Origin of the sequence: Roseobacter sp. OBYS 0001 (assembly GCF_019654895.1) — a bacterium.
GTDB classification, from domain to species: domain Bacteria; phylum Pseudomonadota; class Alphaproteobacteria; order Rhodobacterales; family Rhodobacteraceae; genus Roseobacter; species Roseobacter litoralis.
Genome location: NZ_BPES01000003.1, coordinates 259,866 through 275,005, shown reverse-complemented (window position 1 = coordinate 275,005; position 15,140 = coordinate 259,866). Strand labels below are relative to the sequence as shown.

Genomic DNA, 15,140 nt, shown 5'->3' with positions numbered 1-15,140 from the left:
GACAAATCTCAACCGACGACATAAAGACCCGCCATGACACTTGCCGATCCCTCACGACTCCCTCTGACGCGTGGCGAGACGCCTGCGCAGAAAACCGCGCAGGCCGGTCAGCGCATCCGTGACCCACGCCTCGACTTCTTTCGCGGCATAGTCATGTTCATCATCCTGATTGCGCATACACCCGGAAACTGGCTGACCCTTTGGATTCCCGCGCGCTTTGGTTTTTCCGATGCCACTGAAGTCTTTGTCTTTTGTTCGGGCATGGCCTCTGCCATCGCATTTGGTGCCGTGTTTCGCGATCAGGGGCTGTTGATGGGGGCTGCGCGTGTCGCGTTCCGATGCTGGCAAGTCTATTGGGCACATATCGCGCTGTTTTTCGCCATCGCGGGCACGATGGTATTTTTGAACAGCACGGAACTTTTTCAGCGCGACTATGTTGGGCAACTGAACCTCTACCCGTTTTTCAATCGGCCGGAGGAAAATTTGCTGGGGCTTTTGACGCTGACCTATGTGCCGAATTACTTTGATATCCTGCCAATGTATCTCGTGGTGCTTGCGATGATGCCGCTGGTCGTTGCTTGCCACCGCGCGCATCCCGCTCTGGCGGCCGCGCTGATTGTCGGTGTTTGGCTCGGGGCGCAGGTTGATGTTCTCGCCCTCCCGGCTGAGCCATGGTCAGAGCGGCACTGGTTCTTTAATCCCTTCGGATGGCAGTTGGTGTTTTTCACCGGCTTTGCCTTCATGGCAGGCTGGATACCACCGCCCCCGCGCCACAAACTGTTGGTGATCGTGGCCGGGGTGATTGTTCTCGTGATCATCCCGCTGGCCTATTTCCGCATTACCCGGCAACTGCCCGAAGTGCGCGAGTGGCGCAAGGAATACAACGTCCTGATCAACAAATCGGACTTCGGTGTTCTGCGCTACGTGCATTTTCTGGCCCTTGCCTATCTGTGCTGGATCGCCGTGGGCGAAGCAGGTCGTCGCATTCTGCCCCCCCAGACCGGCGGCTTGCTGGCCGAAGGGTGGCGCCGCATCCTTGCCGTCATCATGAAAGTGGGGCAGCAGTCACTGGCCGTTTTCATCACCTCCATGTTCACCGCGCGGCTGCTTGGCGTGGCGCTGGACACGTTGGGGCGCAACTCTCTGTTTAATCAGATCATTGTCAATCTGGCGGGTTTTACCGTCCTGATTGGCGTCGCCTATGGGGTTGGATGGTTTAAATCGCAACCCTGGCGAAAAAAGGCGGTGCGGTAATGTTACGTCGTGAACTTCTCAAATCTCTGGTGGCTGTGGCTGCCCTGCGCCCGATCGTTCTGGCAGCGCAGGAACCCGGGCTGCAATCGGGCGCACCAACGGCCTTCGATGCGCAAAAGGTCAGAATGCGCGCCAAGGCGCTGGCGGAAAAACCCTATGCGCCGCGCCCGCTGATCCCGGAAAGCTGGCGCAACCTGAGCTATGATCAATACCGTAAAATCTGGTTTGACGGGCGCAATGCGCTTTGGGAAAACACAGACGGCCCGCAGCGCGTAGATGTGTTTCCACCCGGTCTCTATTTTCCGCAGCCGGTTGAGATCAACGTCGTCGAGAATGGCAGCGCGCGACCGCTGAAATTTGACATGGGTGTCTTTGACAGCACGGATAAATTTCCTGATGTCGAGATAGATGAAACCTTGGGGTATTCCGGCCTGCGACTGCGCGCGGAACTCGAAGAGCCCGGTATTTTTCAGGAATACGCGGTTTTTCAGGGTGCCAGCTATTTTCGCGGCATCGGTACGGGCGAGACATACGGCCTCTCCGCGCGGGGGCTGGCGTTGAAAACCGCCGACCCTGAGGGCGAAGAGTTTCCCGATTTCATCGCCTTTTGGCTGGAAACACCGCAGCCCGGTGCGCCTGATGTGGTGTTGCACGCGCTGCTCGATGGTCCCAGCTGCACCGGGGCTTACCGGTTCGTCATCACCCATGGCAAGACGCTGACCATGCAGGTCGAGGCCGAGATTTTCGCCCGCGAGACGCTGACCCACATTGGGATCGCGCCTCTGACATCCATGTTTCTGTTCGATGCCACGATGCGCGAGCGGTTTTCCGACTTTCGCCCGGCCGTGCATGACAGCGATGGTTTGATGATCCATAATGGTGCAGGCGAAACCATCTGGCGTCCGCTTGCCAATCCCAAGAACCTGCAGATCAGTGCTTTTACCGACGATGACCCCCGTGGCTTTGGCCTGATGCAACGGGCGCGGGCCTTCCGCGACTTTGCCGATCTCGAAGCGCTTTACCACAACCGCCCCGCCCTTTGGGTCACACCGGGCGAGGGATGGGGACCAGGGGCGGTCACGCTTGTTGAAATCCCCGCTGATCTGGAAATCTACGACAACATCGTGTCCTATTGGCGCCCCGCAACCCCTGTGCCTGCGGGCGAAAGCCACCAGATGTCCTATCGTCTGGACTGGGCCGACGATCCTGCCCCCCGGACAGGCATGCCGCTGCGTGTCAGCGACACGGCGATGGGCGCGCGCCCGGAGGGCGGAATTGTCGTCGCCATCGACTTTGAGGGCCGCGAAGATGTGCCCGACGACCTGAGCCAGCTTGATATTATCTTGCGCAGCAGCACCGGTGAGCTGTCACAAGGGCTTGTGCAACGCAATCCGGAGACCGGCGGACCCCGCCTTGCCTTCACCTTCCACCCGCAAGAGGCGGATTTGGTCGAGTTCCGCGCCCAGTTGCGCTTGCAGGATGCGCCCCTCTCCGAAATCTGGCTTTACCGCTGGACGCGCGCATGAGCGAAAACGCCAAATCAGCGTTTATGGCGATGCCCCGGCGCGCGCCGCTGGAGATGCTTGCGCAGGACTTTGACCAGCACCCGGTCAACAATGCGCCCAAGCAGGATCGCCCTGAGACATCCCTTTACTGGCGTCTTGCGCTTTTCGTGCCCGCATTGGTCGGGACCGTGCTCTTGATGCGCGGCATCTACGGGTGGTTTTCGGAAACGGGCATGGCGGGTCTTGAGTGGTTTCTGCTCAGCCTGATCGGTCTCACCTTTATCTGGGTCAGCCTCTCGGTCAGCACAATCGGCATCGCCCTTGCCGGTCTGTTGGCGCGGGCCACTGACGCACAATGCGCCAAAGGGCACGCAGCGCCAATGGATGTCGCCTTGCTGATGCCGATCTACAACGAAGCGACCAGCGATGTTTTCGGCAACGCGGCGGCCATGCTCGATGATCTGGCCCGCCAGAAAGCCCACCACCGTTACACGTTGTTCATCCTGTCCGACACGCGCGATGCGCCAACTGCTGCACGAGAAGAGCGCGCCTACAGCTTGCTGCAAGTCTCCGCCCCTGCGGGCATGGGTGTCTTTTACCGCCGCCGGGCCGAAAACACCGATAAGAAAGTTGGCAATCTGGTGGATTGGATCACCGGTTGGGGTGCAGCGCATGACGCCATGGTTGTGCTGGACGCGGATAGTCTGATGACGGGGCAGGCCATCGACCGCCTCGCATATGAACTCAGCGCAGACCCGCAGGCCGCGCTGATCCAGACATGCCCGGTTCTGATCGGGGCGGAGACGCTGTTTGCGCGCCTCCAGCAGTTTTCAAACATCGCCTATGGCTGGCTGATGTCCGAAGGGCTGGCAAACTGGGCCAGAGGCGAAGGCAATTACTGGGGTCACAACGCAATCATTCGCACCCGGGCTTTTGCGGCATGCGCCGGGTTGCCGAGGCTCTCTCGCAGAGGGGGGCGATCAGATCTGATCTTCAGTCATGACTTTGTCGAAGCGGGCCTTTTGCGGCGCGCAGGCTGGCGCGTACGTTTCATGCCACGCCTGACCGGCAGCTTCGAAGAAACACCCGGCACGCTGATCGATTATGTACTGCGCGATCAACGCTGGTGTCGGGGCAACCTGCAACACCTGCGTCTGCTGGGCACTGCCGGGCTGCATCCTGTCTCGCGGTTTCACCTGCTGCATGGCGCGGTCAGCTATTTGCTGTCACCCGCGTGGTTCGTGTTGCTCATCGTTTGGTCTTTGCTGGGCAAGGACCGCGATACCAACGTGATCAGCTATTTCAATGAGGCCAATCCGCTGTTTCCCGACTGGCCGCCCGCCATGAGCCACATCGATTCTGCGGTCTTTCTTATGATCATGTATGCCATGCTGCTGATGCCCAAATTGGTCGGCGCGGGCATTATCGCCGCACATCCCAAAGCCACGCGTCTGTATGGCGGGCGCCGTGCCTTTTTGTCCGCCTTTGGGGTCGAAGTGTTCTTGTCCATTGCCTATGCCCCGATCCTGATGATCCAGCAAACGCGCGCTGTCGTGCGGACGGCCATTGGCCGCGAGATGACATGGGCAGCACAGAACCGCACGGCGGTGGCCTATCCTCTTAAGGACCTGTTGCGCTTTCACTGGGTGGAAACCGGCGTTGGTATTGTTCTGACAATGGGTCTTGTGTCGGGTCTGGTGTCGTTGTGGCTGATCCCGATTGCAGCCAGCCTGCTGTTGGCCGTGCCACTGTCTGCTGCCAGTGCCTTGCCCGTTGCACGCTATCTGCCAGGGCCCTTGCGCATGCAAAGCCCGCTGACGCTGCGCGAACCGGGTATCGTACAGAATGCCCGGCGCAAAAGGCGACAGCTCTTGACCATTCTTGACCGACCACATCAAGCGGCCGAATAGCGTTATCGGAAGGCGACGACCGGCAAGCCACGGTTCAGCCAGCCCGGACCCGCACCTGATCCCAGCATCCCCTCTGGCACATCAATGATGCGCGTAAAGCCTGCGGCGGCGAGTTGTTTGGACATATGGCGCGATCTGACACCGCGTGCGCAGATCAATGCGACAGGACGCGATTTGTCCCCTTGTGTCGCAACAAGCAGCGCTTCTACAAAATCCGGACGGCGCATATCTATGGGAACAGCGCCTTCACCGATACCAGTATGCGCCCATTCTTCGGGTCGCCTGATATCAATGAGCACGACATCCCCGCTGCGTGCTGCCTCATGCACATCCGGAGGGCTTAGCGCGGCTTCGCCGTTTTCAGCGAGGATGTTGAACCACTGCGCAGCAACGGCTCCGCCCGTGGCCACCCCCGCGACGGCAACAACGAGCAATCCCCGCCGCGACATGCGCAACGGGGATTTTTGGCTTTGTTCGATCGGATCTGGTTGCCGCATCAGTTCACGGGAGCGTCACTGCTGAACTGCGGGATCACTCGGTCGGAGGCGGCCGCCGGCTCAAGGCTCACCCAGTTGTTTTCGGACAGGGTCAGGTTACCGGGAATATCCTCTTCCCAGAAGCCCACAACGTTTTCCGTGATGTTGAGATACAATTTACCATCAAGAATGCGCCACAGTTCCGGGTTTCCGGGGACTTTGCCGCCCTTGGCAACACCATAGGCGCAATGCCCGTCATATTGCGGCGCAAAGGCTGCGGGGTCCGCGTCAAAGCGCGCTTTGTTCGCCTCGCTGGAAAACGCGAATGTCGCACCGTTATAGGTCGACGTGATGTTTTTGTTCCCCGGCACAGCGGCGGGTTGATCCTGACCAACAGGCGCCTGATCAAGGTCGAAATAGGCAACAACATCATATCCGGAAACGGCAAAGCCTGTCGGGTCGACATATTGATCGCCCGCAAAAGCAGATGTGGCAAGGGTTATGGCAGTTGCCGCAACGGCGATCATCTTAAGTGGGAAACGCATCGGAATACTCCAGTCTGGCATTTTTCATCAACGGGCGCTTTTGCACCGCTGTCAACTGGTTTAGCCGCTTGCACCGCACAGGTGCACCCCTTTGGCCCTCGCCTCTCAGGCTTGTGAAAAATGGCCGGTTCGCGTGATCGTTTCGTGAGAATTCGCGCCCTGCAGGGGTGAATTATTTCAATTTGGGTGGGTTTTCAGGATCCGAACCGGGCGGTGGGCGCATTTGTGTTACGGAGTGTTGCAACTGAGGCAGATCAAACCGCAGGCCGACACGCTCCATTCTGGCGGCCACGGGATCAGAGCTCAGGAAAAAGGCGACATCCATCGCCCCTGCTTCGATGCCCGAAAAGGTCAACGCTTCGGCGGCTGCACTGGCAAGCGCCCCTTCAGCCTGCGGCAGCGCATCGACAAACCCCAGCATATGACTATTCCGCCCGCCCGCAAAACGGACACCGACAAGATAGGCGCAAGACGCAAGCCCCATGGCGGTGGCCAGTTTTGTATCCAGCGCCTTGATCAACGTCTCCGGCAGGCCTTTGGGGGGCGAAAGCTCTGCGACCTTTTCCTCAACCTCATCCGGTGCGTTCCCCAGTGTCTGGTGCAACCAGTCCACCGCCGCATCCGCCAATAGAATTGACGACGGGGCCACGTCCAGATTGACACCCAGCCCAATCCCCTGCCCCGCCAGCATCCCGGCAATGGTCCGACCGGACACCGCAATATAGGGGGTCACCTGCCCGGCAAAACTGGCCAGACGCTCTTCGCGGTCGAACACCAGCACATATTTCACGCCCTCCAGTTCAAATATCTCGGGCGATACAGCGTCATCCGCGGCGTTGAGGTCTTCGGCCAGCATCAGGAACAGCTCACTCTCTGCCAGTCTTTCGTAGAACCCCAAGCGCGCCTGATCGTTTTCCTCATCCGCAATCATCAGGGCATGGGCCTTATCCAGAGGGGTCAGGTCTGTCATGCAGAACATCCTTTAAACGCGATCGCAGACGAGGCAGCACCTCTTCTTCGAACCATGGGTTTTTCTTGAGCCATCCCGTATTGCGCCAGCTTGGGTGCGGCAAGACAAAGATGTCCTCATCTCGATCTTTCCAGCTGTGCACGGCCTGCGTGAACGACGACTTAAGGCCCAGATGGTATTTCATTGCATAGCTGCCAACAATCAGAGTGAGCCCTATGTGCGGCAGGTCAGCAATCACTTTGTCATGCCATGTCTGCGCGCAAATCAGGGGCGGCGGCAGATCACTGCCGGACGCCGAATAGCCCGGAAAACAGAACGCCATCGGCACGATAGCCACCTGTGCACGGTCATAAAATACCTGCTCTGACACACCCATCCAGCTGCGCAACCGGTCCCCTGAAGGGTCAGAAAAAGGTTTACCGGACTTATGAACCCGCATCCCCGGCGCCTGCCCTGCAATCAGCACCCGCGCCTGCGGCTCAAACCATGCAACGGGGCGCGGTTCATGTGCCGTCGCGGTGGCCGCGAAGCGCTCAGCGCACAAACGGCAGTCTCTGATCTGATCCTGAAGCATCACCACTTGCGCACTTTATCGGTGCGCAGGGTGAAGGCAACCCGGTGCAACCGGAGCTGTCCAACACACCGTGTCGCAATCCTCGCACAGTAGTTTCAATTTGGCGTTCAATCTTGCGTTTTGGGGGTAACATACCGCGATCACCCCCTGATCGGACAAGCATAGTGGCCCCAAGGCAGGACCGCTGAACATGCCGGGGTGAGGATGCTGGCGTTCAACGACATACCAGAATCTTTTTGGACGGGCACACAACGCAAAGTATAGACACGCACGCAGGTCGGCGTGGCTTTGAAAACACGGAACGCGCCTTCTTGATCTTTACCGGAAACTACTTGATGGTCTGTCTCACAGCTTGAATTCTAAGAGAACAGGTAACTTCTTGACATGACACATGTTCCCGTCGGCGATCTTGTGATCGGTAACGACCGCCCCCTGACCGTGATCGCAGGCCCCTGCCAATTGGAAAGCCAAGACCACGCCCAAATGATCGCGGGCCGGATGAAAGCAGCCTGCGACAAGGCCGGTGCGCAGTATGTGTTCAAAGCCTCATTCGACAAGGCAAACCGGACATCCTTGTCAGGCGTTCGCGGCCCCGGCATTGATGAGGGCCTCAAGATTTTGCAGTCGGTGGGACAGGCGATTGGTGTGCCGGTCCTGACCGATGTGCATAACGAGGGGCAATGCGCGCCCGCCGCCCAAGCAGTTGATATTCTGCAAATCCCCGCATTTCTGTGCCGTCAGACGGATATGCTGCTCGCTGCGGGTGAAACCGGCGCGGCGGTCAACGTCAAAAAGGGGCAGTTCCTGGCGCCATGGGAGATGCCGAACATCACGACCAAGATTGAAAGTACGGGCAACAAGAAAATTCTTTTGACCGAGCGTGGCACGTCTTTTGGTTACAATACACTTGTCGCGGACATGCGCGCCTTGCCACAGATGGCGCAAACCGGCTATCCGGTCGTGATGGATGCCACACATTCGGTTCAGCAACCGGGTGGAAAGGGTGGATCATCGGGCGGTCAGCGCGAATTTGCACCCGTGATGGCGCGCGCGGCGGTCGCCATCGGTGTCGCTGCGGTATTTATTGAAACGCATGAAAACCCGGACGCGTCGCCCTCGGATGGGCCCAATATGATATACCTCGACCAGATGCCGGACCTGATCGACACGCTGATGCAATTCGACGCTCTGGCAAAGGCAAACCCGCTGAGGATCTAGTCGAACAGCTTGCGCAGCAACTCGTCTTTGACTTTGTCCTTTATCGCATCTTCCGTGGATTTTCCGTCCTCATCTTTAATACCAAGTCGCTCTGAAACCTCGCTTTTTGCGCGATCCTCGAGCTCTCTGCGCTCTTTATCGAGGTTAAGGTCAAGCGCGGCTTCAAGGTCCGGTTTGATCGAGACATCTGACCACGGCCCTTGGAACCGTACCGGAATGGCCAGCCCATTCCCGGAATTGGCACGCAAGGCAACCGGGGTCACCGTATAGTTGAGATCGCGTTTACCCAACCCCACCTGTCCTTCACCCGAAGCGCTGTAGTTTTTTAACTGCAACAAGAGGTCACGGTTGCGCAGAACCCCTTCTGAGATGTTCCATGTGGCCGAGAGATCGTCAAAAATCGTGGTGCCACTGGACGCGCCACCGCGCAGCAGTTGATCAAGGTTGATTCCTTCAATCGTGCCGCGCGCGATGTTCAGACTGCCGTCACCCGACAGCGAATTCATAATGCTGTGAACAGATGGACCCGTCCCCAGAAAGGAAACTTGCAAATCGCCCTGCCCGGTCAGGCGGTCGAATTCAACCGCATCGCTCAACAGCGGCTGCATCTGAATACCGGCCACATTCATCCTGCCACCCACAGACAAACCACTTCGATTATTGACGACAAGTTCACCAGTGATTTGTCCGCCGTAGGCTTTAACCTGACGCAACTCAAACACCATCCGCGACGTATCATTTCGTAAAACGGTTTGCGTCGCCCCAAGTTTGAACTGCCCCAAGTCGATACTGTCCGCGCTCAAAGCGACGTCCCCGTTGAAGGAGGCCAGCGCCGAGGCATCAATCGGTGATTTTGACCACCCTTCGGACGTGGTTTCTGCGCCACCCTGCCCGCCTGAGGATCCTGAAGTGCGCGACGCAGACTGCGCAGGCGTCAAATCCAGATCACCTGCCGCCAGCTGCACATTCACGGTCGGGATGCCGTTCAATGAGATATCGGCAGCGCCGCTCAGCCGATTGCCATGCAGATCAAGCGCCAGACCACGCAGCGCCAACTGCCGGTCCGGGGTTAATGTGATATCAGCAGCCACGTCGATCTGCTGACCCAGCTTGGGGGGCAATACGACGCCAGGCAACCCAAGTGCAGCTAAAAACGCCTCGGTATTGTCCGTCTTGAACGCAAATGCGCCCGCAACGGCCCCGGCTGTGCTGGCACGCCCATTCAATGACATTTGCCCCGCAGGCGCTGCCACCGTAACCTTAACCCCGCGCGTCTCGCCCGTGATGAAGTCGCCAAAGCCCTCAATTTCTGCATCAATACTGACCGGTACGTTTGCCGGACGGACCGTTGCGGAGATTTCGGCGGGGCCCGCCGGGTCCGGCCAGTCGAGCGCCAGATCAACACCGGCCAAAGTCACGAGATCGCTGCCCTCGGCATCATAGATCAAGGTCGCGTCCGTGACACTCAGGCGTTCAATACTGATCGAGCGGCTTTCCGCCGCCACAGTCTCAGATTGGTCCGTTTTGGCCTCTGTTGTTGTTTTGATCTGCGCGCTGTCCTCGGCATTGGTGAATTCCCAGCTTGCGCGTCCGTCAAGGCGCTGCTCAAGTCGGATTGTGGGGCTATGCGCTTCGACGTTGGTTATTCTAATGTCACCGCGCAGCAGCGCCATGACGTCAACACCAATCGCTGCATTCGCCGCCTGAAGCATTGGCCCTTGATCGGCCCAGCCTGCGTTGCTGACCTCAAGATCATCTGCGCTGACGCCAAGCACCGGCCAGAAGGTCAGCGCCACATCACCGTTTATTGCGACATCCCGGCCTGTGGCCACGGACAGCTGCTCCGTCGCGATGCGCGCCAGACGATCCGCCGGCAAAAAAATCACCGTCACGACCAACAAAACGACAAGGGCAAAAATCAGCCCAAAAAAACGAAAAACCCATTTCATCACGCACACTCCCGCGCCAACGCAAGGCCTTTCAAGCCTCTTGCAACTACAGTATAGCGCAGATCATGAGCACCAACCCACCAAATCTGCGCCCTGATCTTGCGCCCAAAGCCCGGCTGACGCAACCGAACCGTCCCGGCCAGCCGACAATCGGCATGGTCAGCCTCGGCTGTCCCAAAGCGCTTGTTGACAGTGAACGTATTTTGACGCGATTGCGCGCAGAAGGCTATGGCATATCACCGGATTATGATGGCGCGGATGCGGTCATCGTGAATACCTGCGGATTTCTGGACAGCGCCAAGGCGGAATCGCTCTCGGCCATTGGGGAAGCGCTGAACGAGAACGGCCGTGTGATCGTGACGGGCTGTCTGGGCGCTGAACCCGAATACATCACCGGGGCGCACCCAAAGGTGCTGGCAGTGACCGGCCCGCAACAGTACGAACAGGTGCTGGATGCGGTGCACGCCGCCGTGCCGCCCAGTCCCGATCCCTTTGTCGATCTGTTGCCTGCGTCGGCCGTCAGCCTGACACCGCGGCATTTCAGCTATCTGAAAATTTCCGAGGGCTGCAATCACAAGTGCAAATTCTGCATCATCCCCGACATGCGCGGGCGTCTGGCCAGCCGTCCGGCCCACGCGGTGATGCGGGAAGCGGAAAAGCTGGTCGAAAGCGGCGTCAAGGAACTGCTGGTCATCAGTCAGGACACATCGGCCTATGGCGTGGACATCAAACACGCCGAGGACCGCGGGCATCGCGCTCATATCACGGATCTTGCGCGCGACCTCGGATCACTGGGGGCATGGGTTCGGCTGCACTACGTCTATCCCTACCCGCATGTGCGCCAGTTGATCCCGCTGATGGCGGACGGTTTGGTGCTGCCCTATCTGGACATCCCCTTTCAGCACGCCCATCCGGATGTGTTGCGCCGCATGGCACGCCCTGCCGCTGCTGCAAAAACGCTGGATGAAATCGCGGCATGGCGTTCGATCTGTCCGGACCTGACGCTGCGCTCGACATTTATTGTCGGCTATCCCGGCGAAACGGAGGAAGAGTTTCAGACCCTTCTGGACTGGCTGGACGAAGCAAAGCTGGACCGCGTCGGCTGCTTTCAATACGAAAACGTTGCCGGGGCAAGGTCCAACGCCTTGCCTGATCATGTGCCCGAGGACGTCAAGCAGAACCGTTGGAACCGCTTCATGGCCAAGTCGCAGGACATCTCCGAAGCAAAGCTCGCCGCAAAGGTCGCTCAGCGCTTGGAGGTGATTGTGGATGAGGTGGACGCTGATGCCGCGACCTGCCGTACCAAGGCGGATGCGCCGGAAATTGACGGCAACCTGTTCATTGATGACGGCCATGATGGGTTGAAACCGGGCGATATCGTCACGGTTGAGGTCGATGAGGCGGGAGAATACGATCTTTGGGGCCGCATTGTACCGCCGACCTGAGTTGGTGCTTTGCCTTTGACAAGCGGGCGCTACCTTTTGAGCGCACAGCAAGGAGAACCGACGCCATGTCCGACACCGCCAAAATAGCCCAGACGGCCCCTTACCCGGTCGAAGTCACCGCCGGTAAATCATATTTCTGGTGCACCTGTGGCCAGTCGTCCAAACAGCCATTTTGTGACGGCTCGCACAAAGACACGAGCTTTGCGCCGATGAAATACGAGGCGGAAGAGGATCGTAAGGTGTTCTTTTGCGGCTGCAAAGCTACGCGCAACGCTCCAATGTGTGATGGTTCGCACAGCAAGCTGTGATTGCTCTTACTGCCCCGATCAAAGCAACCTGCGGTGAATTGTCCGCCGCTTTGGTCAAACCAACTAACGCGACTACATCTGGATCATGACCGAGAATAACGACACCAAAACGGCCGTTCTTTATAATGCGTCCTGCCCTGTGTGCAGCTATGAAATCAACCACTATGCGCAGTATAGCCAGAACAAGGCGTTACCGATTGCTTTCGATGACCTCAATGACGGCGACAAGCTGGCCGCGTGGGACATTGATCCGGATACCGCCGCGCGCAAGCTTCACGTGATGAAAGACGGTGAGGTTTTCGCGGGCATCCCTGCGTTCATCGTTCTGTGGCAGGATATGCCACGATACCGCTGGCTGGCGCGGCTGGTTGGGCTGCCCGGCGTGCATTGGCTGGCCTGTGTTGTTTATGACTATGTGCTCGCCCCGCTGATTTATCGCTGGTACATGCGGCGGCTCAGGCGCGGGACGGCGTGATCAGAGACCGGCAGCGACCCGACGGACAGTAGCGATCCGCTGTGCATTGGGCGGATGCGTGCCGAGGAACTTGTTGCCCGGATCGGGGATGCGCGTAAAAAACTCAGCACCCCGCACCGGATCGTATCCTGCGCGTGAGGCAATGATGGTGCCCAAAGCGTCGGCCTCCAACTCAAAATCCTTTGAATAGGTGCGTGCGCCCACTTGTGCCCCGCGTTGCTGTGCAACTTCCACGGCGGTGGCATCCCCACCCCGCAAGATAGTCAGGGCGCCTGCGATCACCGCACGTGCCACGGCATTTCGCTGCTGCCGTCCAAGATGGTCCGCAATATGGTGGGCCGCTTCATGGCCCATAATAAAGGCTAGTTCATCCTGATTGCGCGCATCGGCAATCAACTGAAGCGTAAATGCGATGATCGGGCGACCTGATTGATCAATGGTCTGAAAGGCATTGGGCGGTTGATCTGGTCGTTCGTCGACAAGTATTTTGAAATTACAGTTCACCCGCGACGTCCGGGCCCGGCACTCGCGCTCGGCAATAGGTTCAAGAGTTTCGACGACACTGCTGAAATTACGTTTCATTTCGAGTGTCGGAAAGGGCGATATGTTGCTTAGCACCTCTGTGGACAGCGCAGAAGGGATGGGCTGGGTTGACACGGAACAACCCGCCAAAACCACGGCCATGACGGCGAAAACACCAGATTTGCGCATAGGATTGAAACCCTTTTTCACGGCACCAAACCGTATTGGGACAGTAGCATTGTCCACGTTGACGACCAGCCCCCTTACACAGACTTGTGAGACTTGCAAAACCTGCATCAACACGTAGTCTGATCTCATGTTTACCATTGAGCATGAATTTGATGCGACCGTCGTGACGCTTGTTGATGACGGAACCGCCCCCTTGCAGGAAGACGTCACTGTCCACGCGACAGAAAGCGTCATCCTCCTCAACCAATATGATGCGCGCACCGATCAAATCGTGTCGGTCCGCTTGTCGCCAGAACAATGGCGGGATCTGACGGCAGCGCTTAATCTTCCCGAAGGTGTCTACAAAGCTACCTGAATCGTGACATGCCGTTGACCCCACGTTGGAAAACAGCGACGTTGCCGTGATCCATGAAAGAGGTGCGGCGGATGGCGACCGGAACGAATATTTCAACTTGGTTTGACGGGCGCTGGCACCGCGAAGATGTGATGATCATGCGTGCCGCAGACCATGGCAGTTGGCTGGGCAGCAGCGTGTTTGATGGCGCGCGTTATTTCAACGGGAACACCCCGGATCTGCTGGCCCATTGCGAAAGGGTGAACCGCTCAGCCCGCGCCTTGATGTTGAACCCGACGGTCACGGCAGAAACCATGGTCGAGATCATACGCGAGGGTCTTAAAGCCTATGGCCCGCAGGATGCGGTCTACATACGTCCCATGTATTGGGGGCTTGAGGGGGATATGACGGCGATTGTGCCTGATCCCGAACAGGTCGGATTTGCCATCTCGCTTGAGGAAATTCCGATGGCCCCTACGGATACCGCCGTGAGCCTAGGGCGCACCAGTTTCAGGCGGCCCGTGCTGGAGAGCAGTGTCGTCAACGCGAAAGCAGGGTGCCTTTATCCAAACAATGCGCGCATGCTCAACGAAGTGCGTCGCCGGGGCTTTGGCAATGCACTCGTCGCGGACGCTATGGGCAATGTCGCGGAATCAGCGACCGCCAATGTCTTCATGGTCAAGGATGGCGAGGTTTTCACGCCGATCCCGAACGGGACGTTTCTGGCCGGTATCACGCGCGCGCGGCATATGTCCAACATGCAACGCGAAGGGATTATCGTGCATGAAAAGGTGCTCAACTTTGCTGATTTCGAACAAGCGGACGAGGTTTTTCTGACTGGCAATATGTCAAAGATAACTGCCGTCAAAGCGTTTGAAGACACATCCTATCAGATGGGCCCGGTGACCCGGCGTCTACGTGAATTGTATTGGGACTGGGCAGCGTCTGAACCTTTATGACGCTTCGGAAGAGCGTATGAAAACAGCCCTGACCTGATCAGCGGAGACGGTCTGCAAGATGCCATCGTGTATTTCATCCGGCGACCAAAGCCATGAATTGGCCGGATCATGTTTCATTTCCCATTCGGGGAACAGACGATCCTCTACCTGTTCACGCACCAGAACGACGACCTCAAGGTGGCGATCGTCTCTGCTTATTTTATCAAACACCGTTTCAATTTTTTCTGCAGGCCCCTCAATAAGTTGCAGATAAATATCCGCCCGGCAGATCAGCGCCCCGGTGATGTCGTTTTGCTTGTTCTTGACACGTGCTTGAGACAGGATGCCCGCCAAAACGGATGAATCATACCCGAATGGCCGCGACGCGTAGATGAGCTGTTGCATCGCCATAGTTGTCCGCCTTGTCCAAACCATCGCCAATGTGATCCTGTTTTGCAAACCTGTCCAGAGACATTCGTGTCCAAATTGCGATTGCGTAAGTTTCTATCTGCGGTCATGATCTGGCCA

16 protein-coding genes are annotated in these 15,140 nt (G+C 58.0%); 9 read left to right on the top strand and 7 right to left on the bottom strand.

Annotation, left to right across the window (positions count from 1 at the left end; genetic code table 11):
- Positions 1–33: 33 nt before the first annotated feature.
- The 3 genes from K5Q35_RS09085 to mdoH are packed head-to-tail and all read left to right on the top strand — an operon-like array spanning position 34 to position 4,669.
- Complete coding sequence (locus K5Q35_RS09085) at positions 34–1,254, top strand: OpgC family protein (RefSeq protein ID WP_220799322.1); 1,221 nt, start codon at positions 34–36, stop codon at positions 1,252–1,254.
- Entirely contained in the window at positions 1,254–2,780 is a 1,527-nt protein-coding gene (locus K5Q35_RS09080) for a glucan biosynthesis protein (protein ID WP_220799321.1), read from the top strand. The genes K5Q35_RS09085 and K5Q35_RS09080 overlap by 1 nt, the downstream gene beginning before the upstream one ends.
- Complete coding sequence (gene mdoH, locus K5Q35_RS09075; protein WP_220799320.1) at positions 2,777–4,669, top strand: glucans biosynthesis glucosyltransferase MdoH; 1,893 nt, start codon at positions 2,777–2,779, stop codon at positions 4,667–4,669. The genes K5Q35_RS09080 and mdoH overlap by 4 nt, the downstream gene beginning before the upstream one ends.
- 2 nt (positions 4,670–4,671) lie before the next feature.
- Here the strand turns inward: mdoH and K5Q35_RS09070 are convergent, their stop codons facing one another.
- The 4 genes from K5Q35_RS09070 to K5Q35_RS09055 form a co-directional block, all read right to left on the bottom strand.
- Entirely contained in the window at positions 4,672–5,166 is a 495-nt protein-coding gene (locus tag K5Q35_RS09070; protein WP_013962910.1) for a rhodanese-like domain-containing protein, read from the bottom strand.
- Positions 5,166–5,690 carry a YHS domain-containing (seleno)protein gene (locus tag K5Q35_RS09065; RefSeq protein ID WP_220799319.1) on the bottom strand — a complete coding sequence of 175 codons (525 nt, stop codon included), beginning with the start codon at positions 5,688–5,690 and terminating at the stop codon, positions 5,166–5,168. The genes K5Q35_RS09070 and K5Q35_RS09065 overlap by 1 nt, the downstream gene beginning before the upstream one ends.
- 172 nt (positions 5,691–5,862) lie before the next feature.
- The gene (locus K5Q35_RS09060) at positions 5,863–6,660 is read right to left on the bottom strand and encodes an SseB family protein (RefSeq protein WP_013962912.1); all 798 of its coding nucleotides are present in this window, start codon (positions 6,658–6,660) and stop codon (positions 5,863–5,865) included.
- Positions 6,635–7,234: a uracil-DNA glycosylase family protein gene (locus K5Q35_RS09055; protein ID WP_220799451.1), complete on the bottom strand. Its 600-nt coding sequence runs from the start codon at positions 7,232–7,234 to the stop codon at positions 6,635–6,637. The genes K5Q35_RS09060 and K5Q35_RS09055 overlap by 26 nt, the downstream gene beginning before the upstream one ends.
- Positions 7,235–7,618: 384 nt before the next feature.
- Here K5Q35_RS09055 and kdsA point away from each other — a divergent pair, with 384 nt between their 5' ends.
- Entirely contained in the window at positions 7,619–8,452 is an 834-nt protein-coding gene (gene kdsA / locus K5Q35_RS09050) for a 3-deoxy-8-phosphooctulonate synthase (protein WP_220799318.1), read from the top strand.
- On the opposite strand, the gene K5Q35_RS09045 is transcribed toward kdsA, so the two are convergent.
- Positions 8,449–10,401, bottom strand: coding sequence for an AsmA family protein (locus tag K5Q35_RS09045; protein ID WP_220799317.1), 1,953 nt, complete (start codon positions 10,399–10,401; stop codon positions 8,449–8,451). The two genes, kdsA and K5Q35_RS09045, sit on opposite strands and share 4 nt — an antisense overlap.
- 65 nt (positions 10,402–10,466) lie before the next feature.
- Here K5Q35_RS09045 and rimO point away from each other — a divergent pair, with 65 nt between their 5' ends.
- The 3 genes from rimO to K5Q35_RS09030 all read left to right on the top strand — a co-directional run bounded on the left by rimO (position 10,467) and on the right by K5Q35_RS09030 (position 12,629).
- Positions 10,467–11,846 (top strand): 30S ribosomal protein S12 methylthiotransferase RimO, encoded by a 1,380-nt coding sequence (rimO, locus tag K5Q35_RS09040; protein WP_220799316.1) that lies wholly within the window; start codon positions 10,467–10,469, stop codon positions 11,844–11,846.
- 65 nt (positions 11,847–11,911) lie between these two features.
- The gene (locus tag K5Q35_RS09035; RefSeq protein ID WP_220799315.1) at positions 11,912–12,154 is read left to right on the top strand and encodes a CDGSH iron-sulfur domain-containing protein; all 243 of its coding nucleotides are present in this window, start codon (positions 11,912–11,914) and stop codon (positions 12,152–12,154) included.
- Positions 12,155–12,239: 85 nt separating this feature from the next.
- The gene (locus tag K5Q35_RS09030) at positions 12,240–12,629 is read left to right on the top strand and encodes a thiol-disulfide oxidoreductase DCC family protein (protein WP_220799314.1); all 390 of its coding nucleotides are present in this window, start codon (positions 12,240–12,242) and stop codon (positions 12,627–12,629) included.
- Here the strand turns inward: K5Q35_RS09030 and K5Q35_RS09025 are convergent, their stop codons facing one another.
- Positions 12,630–13,340 carry a M48 family metallopeptidase gene (locus K5Q35_RS09025; RefSeq protein ID WP_220799313.1) on the bottom strand — a complete coding sequence of 237 codons (711 nt, stop codon included), beginning with the start codon at positions 13,338–13,340 and terminating at the stop codon, positions 12,630–12,632.
- Between the two features lie 127 nt (positions 13,341–13,467).
- Between K5Q35_RS09025 and K5Q35_RS09020 the strand changes: the two genes are divergently transcribed.
- Both K5Q35_RS09020 and K5Q35_RS09015 read left to right on the top strand, forming a co-directional pair.
- Positions 13,468–13,695, top strand: coding sequence for a hypothetical protein (locus tag K5Q35_RS09020; RefSeq protein ID WP_220799312.1), 228 nt, complete (start codon positions 13,468–13,470; stop codon positions 13,693–13,695).
- Positions 13,696–13,766: 71 nt separating this feature from the next.
- On the top strand, positions 13,767–14,633 hold the full coding sequence (locus tag K5Q35_RS09015; protein WP_220799311.1) for a branched-chain amino acid aminotransferase: 867 nt from the start codon (positions 13,767–13,769) through the stop codon (positions 14,631–14,633).
- On the opposite strand, the gene K5Q35_RS09010 is transcribed toward K5Q35_RS09015, so the two are convergent.
- Positions 14,628–15,023 carry a BLUF domain-containing protein gene (locus tag K5Q35_RS09010; protein WP_013962922.1) on the bottom strand — a complete coding sequence of 132 codons (396 nt, stop codon included), beginning with the start codon at positions 15,021–15,023 and terminating at the stop codon, positions 14,628–14,630. The genes K5Q35_RS09015 and K5Q35_RS09010 overlap by 6 nt on opposite strands.
- Between the last annotated feature and the right edge of the window lie 117 nt (positions 15,024–15,140).